Here is a 15,148-nt window from a genome sequence, read left to right on the forward strand (position 1 = left end):
GTTTCGTCAATGTCCATTACAGCGATTGTTGGTGTGAACTGGGGAGATGAAGGCAAGGGCCGCATCGTTGATTACCTGGCGGGAGAATACCAGATTGTCGTCCGCTACCAAGGCGGGAACAACGCCGGTCATACGGTGATCAACGAGTACGGGAAGTTTGCCCTGAACTTACTACCTTCGGGGATTTTTCACCCGGGAACGCTGAATATTCTGGGGACCGGGACGGTCATTGATCTGGAACATCTGGTCAAGGAGATCGAGGGGGTCCGGGCCAAAGGGGTACGGGTTGACGCCGATAACTTGAAGATCAGCGACCGGGCCATCATCTGTTTCCCCTTCCACCAGGCTCAGGACCGGTTGGAAGAGGAGCGGCTGGGCAGTAAGAAATATGGTTCCACCGTGCGCGGGATCGCTCCGGTCTATGGTGATAAGTATCTGAAAAAAGGAATCCAGATCGGCGAATTGTTCCACCCCGCGTATCTCAAGGAAAGGCTTGCCACGGTATTGGAGTGGAAAAATGCCGAACTGACCAAGGTCTACGGCGGCCGGGGTTATCAACTGGAAGAGATCCTGGCGTGGCTGGCCGAGTACGGTGAAAAGCTGAAGCCCATGGTCACGGATACCACCACCCTTTTAAGGCAAGCGGTCAAAGCCGGGAAGAAGATTCTCCTTGAAGCACAGCTTGGCGCCTTACGGGATATTCATTACGGCATCTACCCCTTTACCACTTCCTCTTCCCCCTTGGCGGCTTTCGCGCCGGTGGGGGCGGGAGTGTTTAACCGGCCGGTGGAGCGGATCATCGGGGTGGTGAAAGCCTATTCCACCTGCGTTGGGGAAGGACCCTTTGTCACCGAACTGTTTGATGAGGTCGGCGACCGGCTGCGGCAGATCGGGGCCGAGTACGGAGCGGCGACCGGACGGCCGCGGCGCATCGGCTACCTTGATTTGGTGGCCACCAAGTATGGGGCCGAACTGCAAGGGGCGACCGAATTGGCCTTGACTAAACTGGATGTCTTGTCCAGTGAAAAGAAGCTCAAAGTTTGTGTTGGCTATGAGATCGACGGGGAAGTGGTGACCACCTTCCCGCTCACGCCATTGCTCTATAAAGCCAAGCCGGTCTATGTGGAGCTGGACGGTTGGGAAGAAGACATTTCTGCGGTGCGGAGCTATTCCCAGTTACCGGCGAACGCCCGCCGCTATATCCAGTATATTGAGGAGTGGCTGGAGGTACCGGTCAAATATATCTCGGTCGGGGCAAAAAGGGAGGAGATTATTGTGCGGTAGGCGGGGCGCCTCGCGGCCCTCCGGCCAAAGCGAAGGAGATGGGAGGTGATTGTTGGTGGAAAAACTCATATAGCTTGTGTGGGAGGTGTTTGATGGTGTAAAAGATGAAGATATAAAAAATTTAACGAAGCGCCAGGGCTTGGCAGCGGCCAAGTTGACGAGGTGGGGGATCTCGGAAGAATCGGCGGGTGACCCCCGGTTGGGCCACGACCGTTAAAGAATTGACAAAACCTCCAGTGATGGACGGGACAAAAGATTCGGGTGGCTTAGTCGTTATTTGTCGCCTAGTGATGGTAAAAAATGTAAATTAGGCTAGAGTGCGCTGATGTTATAAATAAGGCTTAACTTGTCCCAAGCTAACAGCGGAGGGAGAAGTTAAAAGCGCTGTTGTTCTTTATGTCATTCCCATTTGACAACTGTGTATTGGAGGTTAAATAGATTAATGTGCGGAATTATGGGTTATGTCGGCTCCGGGGAGACCGTCTCCATTATCCTGGACGGGCTGGAGAAGTTGGAATACCGGGGCTATGACTCGGTTGGGATTGCCACCATTCAGAACGGGCGAATTAAAACCTGCAAAACGGCGGGGCGCCTCGCGACCCTCCGGAAGATGTTGACGGAAACCGGTAAACGGAGCGGAGCGGGGATTGGCCATACCCGGTGGGCGACCCACGGGCGCCCGTCGGAGCGGAATGCCCACCCCCACCTGGATTGTAACCAACGGATTGCCGTCGTCCACAACGGGATCATCGAAAACTACCAGGAACTCCGGGAGCAATTGCAAAAACGAGGGCACATTTTTATCTCGGAGACGGACACGGAGGTAGTCTCCCATTTGATCGAGGATTATTACGAGGGTGACCTGTTTGCGGCGGTCCGGAATGCCGTCGGCCGGTTGCGGGGGTCCTATGCCTTGGCGGTTTTGTCGGCGGATGAACCCGACAAGCTGGTCGTGGCGCGGAAGTCCAGTCCCTTGGTGATCGGGCTGGGTGCCTTCGAAAATTATGTTGCCTCCGATATTCCGGCGTTGCTCGATAAAACCCGGGATATTTATATTCTGGACGACGATGAACTGGCGGAGGTAACGGCCACGACAGTGCGTATTACCAAGGCGGACGGGACCGCAGTGGGCAAAGAAGTCTTCCGGGTGGAATGGGACGCGGTGACCGCGGAAAAAAACGGCTATGAACATTTTATGCGCAAGGAGATTCATGAACAGCCGCAAGCGCTCCAGGAAACCATGGCCGGCCGGATTGACCTGGAAAGAGGGGTTGTTGTCTTACCGGAGGTCAAAATCGGGCGGGAAGAGCTGGCGGCCATCCGCCGGATTCAGTTGGTGGCCTGCGGGACGGCCTTTCATGCCGGGATGGTCGGCAAGTATATCTTTGAAAAACTCCTGCGGATCCCGGCCGAAGTCGATCTGGCTTCCGAATACCGGTACCGGCAGGCGATCATCGGGCCGGAGGTCTTAACGATTGTCATCTCCCAATCGGGCGAGACCGCCGACACGCTGGCCGCCTTAAGGCTGTCGAAAACCCATGGGTCCAAAGTGCTGGGGATCACCAACGTGATCGGCAGTTCAGTGGCGCGGGAAGCGGATGAAGTCATCCTTACCCAGGCCGGGCCCGAGATTGCGGTCGCCTCCACCAAAGCCTATACCACCCAACTCTTGAGCCTCTACTTGCTTGGGATTTACTTTGCGCAGGTACTGGGGACTTTGGATGACGGTCTCCGGCAGCAGCTGTTGGCCGAGATGTATCTCCTTCCGCGTTTATTGGAGAAGACTTTGGCGACGGAGACCAAGATCAAAGAGTTTGCCGAGGATTTTCAGGCCAAGGAGAGCATCTTCTTTATCGGGCGCGGGCTGGATTATCCCAGTTCGATGGAGGGTGCTTTGAAACTGAAGGAGATCTCCTATATTAATGCCCAGGCTTATGCCGCCGGGGAGCTCAAGCACGGCACCCTGGCCCTGATCGAGGAAGGGGTGCCCGTCTTTGCGCTGGCCACCCAGCCGGACCTCTACGAGAAGATGCTGAGCAACATCAAAGAGGTGAAAGCCAGGGAAGCGACGGTGGTTGCCCTGGTCAACGCCGGTGATTACGAGACGGAAAAATCCGTGGACTATGCCTTGTATATCCCCAAAACCCACCCCTTCTTTACGCCCATCCTCTCGGTGGTGCCTTTGCAGTTGTTCGCCTACCATGTGGCGAAAGTCCGCGGCTGTGATGTGGATAAACCGCGGAACCTGGCGAAAAGCGTGACTGTGGAGTAAGGGGAACGGCGGTGGAATAGAGGGACGAGGGAAGGGAGGCGGCGCCCCCGCCTCCCTTTTTTGATCAAGGCGGCACCGGTGCACAGCGATCCGCAATCGGGCGGCCGTCATGAAACCGGCTTTACGGTTCAGGAGGAAGCCGGATCTCCGGTCTGGTGATGTTGAATAAGCGGATAGAAGAAACGGGGGTGAAACCATGATTGGGGTGATTGATTACAAAGCGGGAAATGCCCCGAGCGTGCTTAATGCGCTCCGCGCGTTAAAAATAGAGGCGGAACTGATCTCCACGCCGGAGGCGTTGCGGCCGGTGACGGGGATCATCCTGCCGGGGGTCGGCTCGGCCCGGGCGACGATGGACTCCTTGCGGGAGCTGCGGCTGATTCCCACGCTGGAAGAGAAAGTGTTGGGGGAGAAAACCCCGTTTTTGGGGATCTGCATCGGGATGCAGATCTTGATGGAATACAGCGCGGAAGGGGACACCCCCTGCCTGGGCTGGCTCAAAGGGCGGGTGGAAAGGTTCGACGGCGCGGTGCGGATTCCGCAGATGGGTTGGAATGAGGTGACCTTCCGGCGGCGGGATCCTATCCTGGCCGGTTTGCCGGAGAAGGAGTTCTTTTACTTCGTCAACTCTTACTATGTGCGCCCGGAGGCGGAAGAGGTGGTCCTGGCAACCACCCACTACGGCAGGGAGTTCTGCTCGATGCTGGCCTGGGGTTCCCTTTATGCCACCCAGTTTCACGCGGAAAAAAGCGGCGTGGCCGGTTTAAAGCTTTTGAAGAATTTTGCCTTACTGGCGGGGGGTGAGCCTGATGCTGACGAAACGCCTCATTGCCTGTTTTGACATGCAAAACGGGATGGTGACGAAGGCCCGCCAATTTCAGAATAATATTCCGATTGCCCCGGCGGAACTCGTCGCCGACTGGGTTTACCGGGAGCAGATTGACGAGATTATTTTTTATGATATCAACGCCAGCGCCGAGCGGCGAAGCATTGATCTGGAAACCGTGAAGAAAGTGGCCGGCTGCGTTTTTGTCCCCTTTACGGTGGGGGGTCTTTCAGAAGACCGGCGCTTCGGCGGCGATCATCAGTTCCATGCTTTATTCCCCGTTAATGCCGCGTAATTACTCGGTTCGGGAGATTAAAGAATACTTGGCGGCCCACCGGATTCCGGTCCGCCCCTGGGTGGGAGGGTAACCCCCTTGCCTTCTTCGTGAGCCGGTTTACCGGTTGGAAGATTTATCATTCCCATCAGCAGGAATTAATAGGTACTTACCGAAAATTGTGGTAATCCAATCCTTCACCAACACGAAGGATTAAGTTTAGAACATAATATTAGCAATGATTCTCTTGACCAAATTGCGGATTTCTACCGGAAACGGCTGGGTAAAGAACCGGAGTTCATCGAGGGCTTTGGGTATCTGTTCGCGCTGGAAGGTTCCTTACCCCTTCCGGAAGAGGGCTTGTCGATTCAACCGTACGTGTACGGCGACGGTGACCGGCCTTTCCGATCAGCGCGTGTCCTGGTCGGCCACCGGCGGGGAGATTGACGAGAATGGTCTCTATCTGGCAACCGAGCCTGGCACCTTCGACATTATTGCCTCCAGTAAGGCGGATCCATCAAAAACGGCAAAAACTAAGGTTCATGTGGTGGATGTAGAGGTTTTTACCGAGGTTGAGGCCTGGCAGGGCTATGTTACTGTGAAAATTAACGACTCATGGAGCAGCACCGATGAGGCAGTTGAGGTCTCAGGTTCGATTCACGATCGGTCGGATCAGCTTCCAAAGCGGGAAGACTACTGCGAAGTGAAATGGCAGGGCTATCTTGCGGTTGTTCCTGAGACCAGTCAGCTTGACTATCTATCTATTGACGAGGAGACGGGGACCTATACTATTGTGCTGTATGGATTTACCGTTCCGGAAATAGAAATGGTCCTTTATGAGGATAACGAACCGGTGGAAAGCTGGCCCGGCTATGGGTTTGAGGAGATCAGGATTGTTGATCAGCCTCTTCCGTCAGTGGGGAAAACTTTAACCGGAAGCAAAATAGAGAAGGTATCCTTAGTCCCTCTATTGTACGCCACGGGGGCGTATGATGTTAAGGAGACAAACATGACTATTACTTGGTACTTTACACCAGTGGACAAGTAAATTTAACTTACGATCCAAAAGCAGATGGGTAAGTAAGTTGACGATAAAATAACCAATTGGCAAAAACCGCCGGGACGTAAATCGTCCCGGCGGTTTTGTACTAGTCGGGCCCGGTAGAGTTGCTTGTAATAAGCACCCGTGTTGCTTAAGATTTTAAACTGAGGGGGAAGGAGAGTGGGCATAAAATGTGGAATGTTCAGGTGAAATTAAATCGAATTGAGGGATTAAGATGCACGAAAAGCTTTCCTTCCGTTCCAAGTTTCTGTACGGCCTTACCGACCTAGGATTTAGTATCGCCTATACGATTCCCGCCTTTTACCTTCTGATCTTTCTCACTGATGTGGTGAACTTTCCACCGGCGTTGGCCGGTACATTGCTTTTATTGGCAAAGATTTGGGATGCCCTGATCGATCCGGTGATTGGTCACGTTTCCGACCGGACGAAAACCCGGTGGGGGCGGCGCCGGCCGTTTTTACTATGGTTTGCGGTCCCGTTCGGCTTGGCGTTCAGTTTGATCTGGCAAATTCCCCAGGTGGCTTCACCGGTGGGGCAGACACTGATCATTCTCGGGGCGATCTTCTCCTTTATTACGTTCTTTTCGTTGCTTTCGGTCCCCTACTCCTCGCTGGCCCCGGAGATGACCAGGGATTATGATGAGCGCACCAAACTGAACGGTTACCGGATGTTCTTTTCCATCATCGGCGGGCTGGCGGCCGTGCTTTTACCCTCCTATTATTTCGGCTTGTCACCGGACCTGCGGTACGGGTACCGGGTGATGGGGATTTCGCTTGGTGTTGTCCTGGCCGTGCTACCCCTCTTTGCGTTCGTGGGGACGGAGGAGAAGTTGGCGGTCAAGCAGGAACGGTTACCGCTGAAAAAAGGGCTTCGTCTGGTTCTCGCCAACCGGCCGTATATTTTGGCCCTCATTACGTACCTGTTGACCTGGGTGGCAATTGATATCATCTCCGCCGTCTTTATTTATTATTTAAAATACTGGCTGGCAATCAGCGAGGAAAACAGTAATATTATTTTTGGCATTATCTTTATCGTTGCGGCCGTCTTCTTGCCCTTCTGGGTTAAATATGCGGAACGTTTCGGCAAAAAAGGCTCTTATTTTGTCGGCCTTGGCTTTTTGGCCTTGATCATGCTGGCGACCATCTTCATCCAGCCCGGCCAGCGTAACCTGGTCTATTTAATCGCTGCTTTAGCCGGGATTGGTGTTTCGGCCGCCCATATCATTCCTCTTTCGATCATTCCGGATACCATCGAGTATGATGAATTGCGCACCGGCCACCGGCAAGAGGGAATCTATTTCGGTTTGGTCACCTTTATGCAGCAATTTGCCACTTCGGGTGCGCTTTTTATTGTGGGCCTTGTTTTGCAGTGGTCCGGTTATGTGCCAAACACCGCCCAGAGTGCCGGTGCCTTACTTGCCATCCGGCTGCTGCTGGGGTTGTTACCGGCTGTATTGATCGGCCTCGGGGTGCTGGTTTTGCTTAAATTCCCCATTGACCGCGCTTACCACGCGCGAATCACCCAGGAACTGGCCGCCCGGGCTACTTCGGCCGCCGGTGCGGAGGAGGATCTGGGGAGAAATCAATGACCAAATTGGTACGAAGGATTAGTCTAATAAGCTAATAAGCACATGGGATAAAACATTGGAGGTATCATCATGTCAATAACCATCCGTACCGTGGAAACCAAGAAGGACCGGAAGGCCTTCATCAATCTCGCCTGGCAGATTTACAAGGGGAATCCGGCGTGGGTGCCGCCGCTCCGGCGCGATCTGGCGCAGACCCTTGATCCGGAGCAGAACCATTTTCTCCGCTCAGGACCGTTTCGTCTTTTTTTGGCTTTACGGGACGGGAAACCGGTCGGGCGCTTACTGGCCGGGATCGACCAGAAGACGAATGAGGCCAAAGGGAAATGTGAAGGGTATATCTCGCTCTTTGAATGTATAGAGGATTACGAGTGCGCCCGCGCCTTGTTGGATGCGGCCTGTGCTTACCTGCGCGCCAACGGGGCGACGGCGGTCCGGGGGCCGGTCTCCCCGACCAATGGCGATGATTACCGGGGCTTCTTACTTAATGATTTTGGCCGCCCGCCCGTCCTGATGAATTCCTACAATCCCCCCTATTATCCGGAGTTCTTTGAACGGTACGGGTTTACCAAGCATATTGACCTGTTCGCCTACTACTTCGACATTCACGTGCCGCGGACACCGGAAGCGGTCGCCTATGCGATGGAAAGGTACGGGTTTACCGTCGAACCGATCAACTTCAACCGGTTGGAAGAGGAACTGGCCGATATCAAACGGGTCCTGGACGAGGCGATGCCCGCAGAATGGCCGGATATGATTCCCCCCGACACGGACGCCTTACGGGAAATCGCCAAGACCCTGCGGCCGCTGGCCGACCCGGAGTTTATCCTGATCGCCAGGCACAACGGGCGGCCCATTGGCTTTAACATTACCCTGCCCGACTACAATCAAGTTTTGATTCATCTCCGTAATGGGCGATTGTTCCCCTTTGGCTGGCTTAAGTTTCTGTATTGGAAAAGGAAGATCGACGGGCTCCGCTTTTTCGTGCTCTTTGTCGTCCCCGATTTTCGCCGGAAAGGGGTCTCGGCGGCCATCTTCCTCCGGACCTTCGAGGCGGTAAAGAAGTCCCGTTACCGCTGGGTCGAGGGTTCGACCATCGGGGAAGAAAACGACCGGATGCGCCGGGATGTGGAACGGGCCGGGGGCAAGCACTACCGGACGTACCGGATCTACCGGAAGGAAATCTGAGGTGCCGCCTTCTGCACTACTGAAGCAATTGGAGCAGATCATTCAGTTGGCCCGGAAAGAGGAGAAATAAAAAAGAGCGGGTTTAGTTGCGCAAAATGCTTTCAGCGTTGGGGTCCCTTTTCTCCTGATAGTTCCTGCGCACCATCTTTTCCGAATAGTTGGCGTAGCAGTATTGACAAAGATGCAGGCAGGTGTGGTACTGGCCGATGTCTTTGCTGACGATGCAGCCGCACGCCTTGCGCTGCCCCTTGTCCTTCAGGTTGACGGCCCGCCGGCCGCGCCCGGTTGCGCCGGGGAACAAACCGGGCGGCGCCGGTTCGTGCCCAAGGAACTTCATCAGGGCCTGATCATGGGGGAAGAGCTCGATCAGCAGTTGATCGTCGATGCATTTATTATGCGTTATACTGTAAGGCGAAAGATCAATCTCCTCCGCACAGGTCGCGATCCGGAGGCCCCACTTTTGGTTCATTTCCTGAAGACCGGCGGCGAGCGCCCGCATTTCGGGCGGGTTGAATTCGCGGTAGCCGGAAAAACCACCATTGATCAGATTGCGCTGGACCCGTTTGTACCGGGCGATGTCGGCAAAACTGATCACCAGTTTTTCCGTAAACGGATGGAGCGCGTCCCCGACGCGCTTCACTTTTTCCAGGAGGCGCGCGACGGTTAAATCCTGGCCCAGGATCAAAGGGTCGAACCGCCAGATCACTTTCTTCTTTCCGATCGCCTTGGCCAGCTGCCGGAAGGTTTGGATCCGGGCGGCCAGTCCGGGCAGATTGGGTTCCAGCCCTTCCGCCGCGTAGTCGTTGACCGTATAGTGGAAGTAATAGTTGATCCCCATCCGGTCCAGGGCTGGCAGGTGGCGAAGCAGCGGTTGGGCGTTTTTCGTCCAAAAGATAATCACCCGCGTTTTCGTGAAGGATACATACTGGTCCTGCCGGCTGAAGGGGTTGATCCATTTGACATAGCCGGCTTTGAGCCGCTGCATCAGCCAGTCGCTATAAAAAGCCGGGATATCCGTTGCCCGGCTGGCGGAGACGATCACCGGCGCGACGGCCGTTTTTAACCCCTCTTTGGTATCGATTTGGACGCGGTCCCATCCTTGAAAAGACATGATTAAGTCCCCTTTAAGAAATAATGCCAATCGTGGCCTGGCTAAAGAGTTAAACTATAAATCTAGAATCCTTTTAATGTTCTTGACTGATACCCTGACCAAAACATCTTTATCCGACAGACTGGGAAGAGTTATTCCCTTAACCAACGGGATTAACCTGGCCAGGCAGTCTATTTCCGGATTGTTGGTCGCCAAGTCCGACTTGTTCTTTTTTGTTGTGGTTTCACTAATCTGGTTCTTACTGGGGGTATTAATCTTCGGTTATACAGAAAAAAAGGTCCGGCGGGAGGGGACCCTCAACTTTTATTAAACCTTCGAAAGCCGGGATGACAAGGACAAACGGTTCGGGCAAGATTTGCACACGGATGTGGCGCAAGGTCAATAGCCCAGCTCCACTTGCCAGCGGATTTTGTGCTCGTTGTCGAGCTGTACGCCCACGGAAAAACTACTCGGGTAGAGGCCGAACAACAGGAGATCAGTGCCGATCCCGGCTTCATATGTAAACTGGGGGCGATAGGCGGTAAGGGGGGAAACGACCGTAACTCCGGCGGTGAAATAGGGTCTGGCCAAGACCGGGAAGAAAGGAAAGCGCCTTTCTCCCCACGGGAAGAGCTTAACTGCGGGGCGGATCCCGAGCATGAGCTTTTCGGTGGGGGGAAGGTTCTTTTCATTTTGGCGGAGGCCAAACAGGTCCAGTGACAGTCCGGTCACGGCCCAGGGGAGAACGAAAACAGGGTCTTTGCCCAGGGATGCCCGCCAGGCGCGGTCCCCCTGGGAGAGGTAGACCGCTTCCACAACGTACTCCTTGAATTCAGGGCTTTTGAGGCTAATACCGTAAGTAGGCTTATCCAGGTTAGGGCTCTGCCGGAAAAAGACGCCGGCATGGCCTCTTTTTTTTGTCCCCCAGTCAAAAAAGACTTCATGCCCGCCGTTGTCCGCATCAAAGCCGTAACGGTAGCCGACCCCGAACCGGCCGAAGGGACCGTTGGTCAACTTAACCTCAAATTTAGTGAAATTGTAGTCGTGGTCAAAGGAGAACCCCGGTTTGATGGTAAAGCGTTTCGGCACTTGGGCGGCGGCCCGTTCCGCTTCTTTCAGGATCCGCTGGAGTTCGGCGGGGCCATACCCGGCTTGCCGGTGAGGGATAAATTCAAAATTCGGGTCGTAGGCCAGGATTGCCGCTTTGATCTGCGGCATGGCTTTATTCCCCGCCCGGTAGCCCTGTTCAACAAAGTAAGACACCCGGTGAAAATCAATGAACGTATCAAAGTCCATCTCCTGTTCGATCAGGACATCGGCCTGGGCGACGTTTTCTTCCACATAACCTTCGACCATCGTAAAAACGGATCTCACTACGTTTACGAAGATCATGACGAAATAATAACCTGTCGGGTTAAGGCTGGTGTCGTTGCACGTTCCTTTGGTGCAACCGGCGGAAAGGGACGTGCAACTTTTTTATGACGGAGGAAAATTATGTCAAAGGCGGGGATTAATGGATGGCTGAAGTTAGGTTGGTGGACGTCAGTAAACATTATGGCAGCCATAAAGTAATCGAAAATTTTAATATCACCATCAAAGATGGGGAGTGTCTGACCTTTTTGGGGCCGTCCGGCTGCGGGAAGACGGTGGTTCTCCGGTTAATTGCCGGTTTTGAGCGCCCCAACGCGGGCGAGATTTTTATCGGCTCCACCCTAGTCAGTAGTGCCCACAGGAATATCTTCCTCCCTCCCGAGCAGCGGAAGATCGGGGTGGTCTTTCAGGACTATGCGGTCTGGCCCCACATGACCGTTTTTGAAAATGTGATCTATCCCCTGAATATCCAGAAGGTCGAGAAAGAAGAAGCCCGGGAGCGGACGAGGAAAGCCATCGCCCAGGTGGGCTTGGCCGGTCTGGAGGAACGCCTTCCCTATCAGCTCTCCGGCGGTCAGCAGCAACGGATTGCCCTGGCCCGGGCGTTGGTCTCCAAACCCCAGATTTTGCTGCTGGATGAGCCTTTGAACAACCTGGACGCCAAACTCCGGGAGGAGATGCGGTTTGAGATTAAAGAGCTGCAGAAGGAGATCGGGGTGACTATTCTTTACGTCACCCACGACCAGGAAGTGGCCCTGGCCCTCTCCGACCGGATTGCCATTATGGATGCGGCCGGCCGGATCCGGCAGGTGGGGACACCCGAAGAGATTTATGAGCAGCCGGCGGATAGCTTTGTCTTCAAATTCATGGGGGTTTCCAACTTTATTCCGGTGGCCAAGAAAGACGGCCGCGTTTGGCTGGAAAGCACGCAGGAGGAGGTTAAGGCCCTGCAGTTCCTGGCCAAGACCGGCCAGGACGGGAAAATTCTGGCCGCGTGCCGTCCTTCCGATATTGAGTTGACCCGGGAGGATACGGGGACAAGGGCCCAGGTGCAAAGGGCAACCTTCCTCGGGCCCACCATTGACTACAGTGTAAGCTTGGGCGGGATGAATCTGCGGGTGCAACAAGATACCCACGAGGCGATCAGCAACAATTTGCTGTTTAAAGAGGGGGAAACTTGCTTCCTCAAGTTTCATCACGTGAAGTCCTTTGCCCATGAGGCGGAAGTGGAGGGATTAATGTGAAGTTTCCACGGCTGGCAAAAGGTTTGTCCGGCTTAAAGAAGTTTGGCGTGGCCGAGTTGGTGCTTTTGGTCTCCATTGCTATTCTCGTAGTGGTTGTGGCCTTTCCGATCCTCTTGATTTTCTGGAATGCGTTTACCACCGCCGAAGGCAAGTTTAACTTGAAAGATGTGGTGACGATCCTCAGTCAACCCCAAACTTACGAAGCCCTTTGGAATTCGGTGGTGATCGCGGCCGGGGTGACGGCCCTGAGCACGGTCTTGGGCGTCTTTTTTGCCTGGTTGGTGACCCGGACCGATTTGCCCTTTAAAAACCTGATGAAACTGCTCTTTGTGGTCCCGTTCATGCTGCCCTCCTTTATCGGGGCGATTGCCTGGAAGATCCTCTGTTCCCCGCGGGGCGGTTATTTAAACGTCTTTTTGGTGAATCTTTTCGGGTTGGAGAAAGCCCCCTTTAATGTCTATACGATGACCGGGATCATCATTGTCGAAACCATGTATCTTTTCCCCTTTGTCTTTATTCAGGTCAGCGGGGCGCTGGAGCGGATGGACCCGACCCTGGAGGAGTCCGCTCTCATTTCCGGGATTGACCTTTTCACCATTACCCGCAAGATCACGTTCCCGCTGATTACGCCGAGTATTGTGGCCGGGGCGCTGTTGGTGGCAATGTACTCCCTTTCCCACTTCGGGGTGCCGTCGGTTTTGGGGCAGAATGCCGGGATCTATAATATTCCGACCCTCATTTACCAGGCGATCCATGCCAGCGGCGGGAGCTTCAACGCGATCCGGACCGGGACGGTCCTGGCCTCGCTCCTGGTTCTGTCGGCGGCCCTAATTCTCTACCTGCAGAACCTGGTTTTAAAGAAGGGCCGTTACCAGATTATCGCCGGGAAGAGCATGCGCCCGATGCTTTTGAAACTCCGAGGCTTGCGGGTGCCCATGCTGGTCTTGAGCATTCTCTATATTGCCGTGACGGTTCTCCTGCCGACGGTCATCATCTTCCTGGTCGGGGCGTTGAAGACCTACGGCCTGCCGCTGAAGTTTGCCAACATGACCCTGGATAACTTGAAATACATCTTTACCTGGAAGATGACCAGGGATTCGATTAAGAACAGTGTGATTCTTTCCGTCGGCGCGGCCGTGGTGACCATGCTGGTCGGGACCATGATCTCCTATGTGATTGTCAAAGCCAAGGTGAGAGGCAAATTTATTCTGGAGTTCCTCGGTATGCTGCCCTATTCGGTGCCCGGGACGGTCATCGTCTTGGGTGTGATCCTGGCCTGGAGCGGGAAATTCGGCATCAACCTGTACAATACGGCAGGGATTATCTTTGTGGCTTATATCGCCCGCTATATGGCCTTTGCCCTGAAGTCGACCTCCGCTTCGCTGGAACAGGTCCATGACTCCTTGGAAGAAGCCTCCCGCGCGTGCGGGGCCAGCCATTGGCAAGCCTTAAAAGACATTGTCTTGCCGTTGATTAAACCGGGAATGATTTCGGCCTTTTTCATGATCTTCTTCCCGGCCCTCCGGGAACTCACCACTTCGGTGTTGTTGTACGGGCCGACGACCCGGACGATCGGGGTGGCCATCTATGCCCTGCATGAGGACGGCGAGACGGTCTACGCCACCGCGTTGGCCTCCATTGCCCTGGTCATCATTGTCATCGGAGAGATTGTCATCCGGAGACTCAGTAAAGCGGAGAGGAGGAATGCCTGATGGCACAGGTTGAGCTCGTGCACGTCACCAAGAGATTTGGCAAAGTCACGGCGGTTAATGATCTCAACTTAAAGATCGAGCAGGGAGAATGCTTCTCCATGCTGGGACCGTCCGGTTGCGGCAAGACGACCACCCTACGGATGCTGGCCGGTTTTGAGGATCTGGACGAAGGCGAAGTGATCGTGGGGGGGGGAAATCTACTCCTCCAGCGTCAAGAAGATTTATATCCCCCCGAACAAGCGGAACTTTGCCATGGTCTTCCAGGCTTTTGCGGTGTGGCCCCATTTGAACGTCTATGAAAATGTGGCCTTCCCCTTGAAGTACCGGCGTTTGCCCAAGGCGGAGATCAAGGAACGGGTGGATAAGGCCCTCCAGCATACCGGCTTAACCAAGGTGAAGGAGAGTTATCCCAACGAGTTGTCCGGCGGGCAACAGCAACGGATTGCCCTCGCCCGGGCCATTGCCTTGAATCCCACCGTCATGCTTTTGGATGAGCCCTTGTCCAACCTCGATCCGAAGTTACGGGAAGAAATGCGCTTTGAGATCAAAGAATTGCAACGGAAATTCAATTACACGGTTGTCTTTGTCACCCACGACCAGGCGGAGGCGATGGCCATCTCCGACCGGATGATGATTATGGACCATGGCGTCGTTCAGCAGGTTGATGCCCCGATGAAGATTTATAACCATCCGGCCAATAAGTTCGTCTTCGGCTTCGTCGGCCTCTCCAACTTTATTCCGGTCCGGGTGCAAGAGGGCGGCGCGGTGGTGGAATCCGCGCCGGAAGCGGGGGTGTTGACCAGGGAAATTCCCGCCGGGTTCAAGGCCCCCACAGCCACGCTGGCCTGCCGCCCGTCGGAGATCGCCTTTGTCAGCGAAGGCGAAGGCGGCGTCAAAGGCGTGGTTAAACGCCGGGCCTTTTTGGGAGAGGTCATTGATTACCGGGTCATGATCGGCGCTACGGAAGTCCGTGTCCAAAAACTGTACCGCCAAGGCCTCCTCCGGGAAGGAGAGACCTGTTATCTCCGGTTTAACCGCCTGCATTGGTATGAAGCATAACCGGCAACCCGAGGCCTCTTTTACTGGGAGCCTTGCTTTTGCAAAGCAAGGCTCTTTTTTTCTGAGGGGAGAAGGGAGCGAGCGGGGCGGCGGGATGGGTCCGCCGTGGCCGCCCTGATCCTTACCGCCGTCGTTGTTCCCGGAGGAGCGTGGGGGCCAGGCGAGGTCAAAGGGCGCTGC

At 54.7% G+C, this 15,148-nt stretch carries 13 protein-coding genes and 1 pseudogene; 12 read left to right on the forward strand and 2 right to left on the reverse strand.

Annotated elements, in window-relative coordinates; all coding sequences use genetic code 11:
- The first annotated feature begins 9 nt into the window (after positions 1-9).
- The 8 genes from G5B42_RS00965 to G5B42_RS00995 all read left to right on the forward strand — a co-directional run bounded on the left by G5B42_RS00965 (position 10) and on the right by G5B42_RS00995 (position 8,492).
- Positions 10-1,284, forward strand: a complete 1,275-nt coding sequence (locus G5B42_RS00965; RefSeq protein ID WP_181338576.1) for an adenylosuccinate synthase — start codon at positions 10-12, stop codon at positions 1,282-1,284.
- A gap of 76 nt (positions 1,285-1,360) precedes the next feature.
- On the forward strand, positions 1,361-1,501 hold the full coding sequence (locus tag G5B42_RS11710; RefSeq protein ID WP_231133114.1) for a hypothetical protein: 141 nt from the start codon (positions 1,361-1,363) through the stop codon (positions 1,499-1,501).
- A gap of 225 nt (positions 1,502-1,726) precedes the next feature.
- On the forward strand, positions 1,727-3,556 hold the full coding sequence (gene glmS, locus G5B42_RS00970; protein ID WP_181338577.1) for a glutamine--fructose-6-phosphate transaminase (isomerizing): 1,830 nt from the start codon (positions 1,727-1,729) through the stop codon (positions 3,554-3,556).
- A gap of 196 nt (positions 3,557-3,752) precedes the next feature.
- The gene (hisH, locus tag G5B42_RS00975) at positions 3,753-4,397 is read left to right on the forward strand and encodes an imidazole glycerol phosphate synthase subunit HisH (protein WP_181338578.1); all 645 of its coding nucleotides are present in this window, start codon (positions 3,753-3,755) and stop codon (positions 4,395-4,397) included.
- Positions 4,366-4,677, forward strand: coding sequence for a HisA/HisF-related TIM barrel protein (locus tag G5B42_RS00980; RefSeq protein ID WP_181338579.1), 312 nt, complete (start codon positions 4,366-4,368; stop codon positions 4,675-4,677). The genes hisH and G5B42_RS00980 overlap by 32 nt, the downstream gene beginning before the upstream one ends.
- Before the next feature lie 370 nt (positions 4,678-5,047).
- Positions 5,048-5,704 (forward strand): hypothetical protein, encoded by a 657-nt coding sequence (locus G5B42_RS00985; protein WP_181338580.1) that lies wholly within the window; start codon positions 5,048-5,050, stop codon positions 5,702-5,704.
- 229 nt (positions 5,705-5,933) lie between these two features.
- Positions 5,934-7,307, forward strand: a complete 1,374-nt coding sequence (locus G5B42_RS00990; RefSeq protein WP_181338581.1) for an MFS transporter — start codon at positions 5,934-5,936, stop codon at positions 7,305-7,307.
- 69 nt (positions 7,308-7,376) lie between these two features.
- On the forward strand, positions 7,377-8,492 hold the full coding sequence (locus tag G5B42_RS00995) for a GNAT family N-acetyltransferase (RefSeq protein WP_181338582.1): 1,116 nt from the start codon (positions 7,377-7,379) through the stop codon (positions 8,490-8,492).
- Between the two features lie 82 nt (positions 8,493-8,574).
- On the opposite strand, the gene G5B42_RS01000 is transcribed toward G5B42_RS00995, so the two are convergent.
- On the reverse strand, positions 8,575-9,603 hold the full coding sequence (locus G5B42_RS01000) for a DUF1848 domain-containing protein (protein WP_181338583.1): 1,029 nt from the start codon (positions 9,601-9,603) through the stop codon (positions 8,575-8,577).
- Positions 9,604-9,679: 76 nt separating this feature from the next.
- Here G5B42_RS01000 and G5B42_RS11715 point away from each other — a divergent pair, with 76 nt between their 5' ends.
- Positions 9,680-9,913, forward strand: a complete 234-nt coding sequence (locus G5B42_RS11715; RefSeq protein WP_231133115.1) for a hypothetical protein — start codon at positions 9,680-9,682, stop codon at positions 9,911-9,913.
- A gap of 68 nt (positions 9,914-9,981) precedes the next feature.
- On the opposite strand, the gene G5B42_RS01005 is transcribed toward G5B42_RS11715, so the two are convergent.
- On the reverse strand, positions 9,982-10,956 hold the full coding sequence (locus G5B42_RS01005) for a hypothetical protein (RefSeq protein ID WP_231133116.1): 975 nt from the start codon (positions 10,954-10,956) through the stop codon (positions 9,982-9,984).
- Between the two features lie 143 nt (positions 10,957-11,099).
- Here G5B42_RS01005 and G5B42_RS01010 point away from each other — a divergent pair, with 143 nt between their 5' ends.
- The 3 genes and pseudogenes from G5B42_RS01010 to G5B42_RS12045 all read left to right on the forward strand — a co-directional run bounded on the left by G5B42_RS01010 (position 11,100) and on the right by G5B42_RS12045 (position 14,968).
- On the forward strand, positions 11,100-12,197 hold the full coding sequence (locus G5B42_RS01010) for an ABC transporter ATP-binding protein (protein ID WP_181338585.1): 1,098 nt from the start codon (positions 11,100-11,102) through the stop codon (positions 12,195-12,197).
- Complete coding sequence (locus G5B42_RS01015; RefSeq protein ID WP_331274002.1) at positions 12,194-13,909, forward strand: ABC transporter permease; 1,716 nt, start codon at positions 12,194-12,196, stop codon at positions 13,907-13,909. The genes G5B42_RS01010 and G5B42_RS01015 overlap by 4 nt, the downstream gene beginning before the upstream one ends.
- Positions 13,909-14,968, forward strand: a pseudogene (locus tag G5B42_RS12045) (ABC transporter ATP-binding protein). Before G5B42_RS01015 ends, G5B42_RS12045 begins: the two are co-directional and overlap by 1 nt.
- Positions 14,969-15,148: the final 180 nt, after the last annotated feature.

Source organism: Capillibacterium thermochitinicola, from assembly GCF_013664685.1.
Lineage (GTDB): Bacteria > Bacillota > UBA4882 > UBA10575 > UBA10575 > Capillibacterium > Capillibacterium thermochitinicola.

Excerpts from the sequence above, each read along its gene's own strand:
- G5B42_RS00965 (WP_181338576.1), top strand. The coding sequence starts at position 10 with ATGTCCATTACAGCGATTGTTGGTGTGAACTGGGGAGATGAAGGCAAG.
- glmS (WP_181338577.1), top strand. The coding sequence starts at position 1,727 with ATGTGCGGAATTATGGGTTATGTCGGCTCCGGGGAGACCGTCTCCATT.
- hisH (WP_181338578.1), top strand. The coding sequence starts at position 3,753 with ATGATTGGGGTGATTGATTACAAAGCGGGAAATGCCCCGAGCGTGCTT.
- G5B42_RS00980 (WP_181338579.1), top strand. The coding sequence starts at position 4,366 with ATGCTGACGAAACGCCTCATTGCCTGTTTTGACATGCAAAACGGGATG.
- G5B42_RS00990 (WP_181338581.1), top strand. The coding sequence starts at position 5,934 with ATGCACGAAAAGCTTTCCTTCCGTTCCAAGTTTCTGTACGGCCTTACC.
- G5B42_RS00995 (WP_181338582.1), top strand. The coding sequence starts at position 7,377 with ATGTCAATAACCATCCGTACCGTGGAAACCAAGAAGGACCGGAAGGCC.
- G5B42_RS01000 (WP_181338583.1), bottom strand. The coding sequence starts at position 9,603 with ATGTCTTTTCAAGGATGGGACCGCGTCCAAATCGATACCAAAGAGGGG.
- G5B42_RS11715 (WP_231133115.1), top strand. The coding sequence starts at position 9,680 with ATGTTCTTGACTGATACCCTGACCAAAACATCTTTATCCGACAGACTG.
- G5B42_RS01010 (WP_181338585.1), top strand. The coding sequence starts at position 11,100 with ATGGCTGAAGTTAGGTTGGTGGACGTCAGTAAACATTATGGCAGCCAT.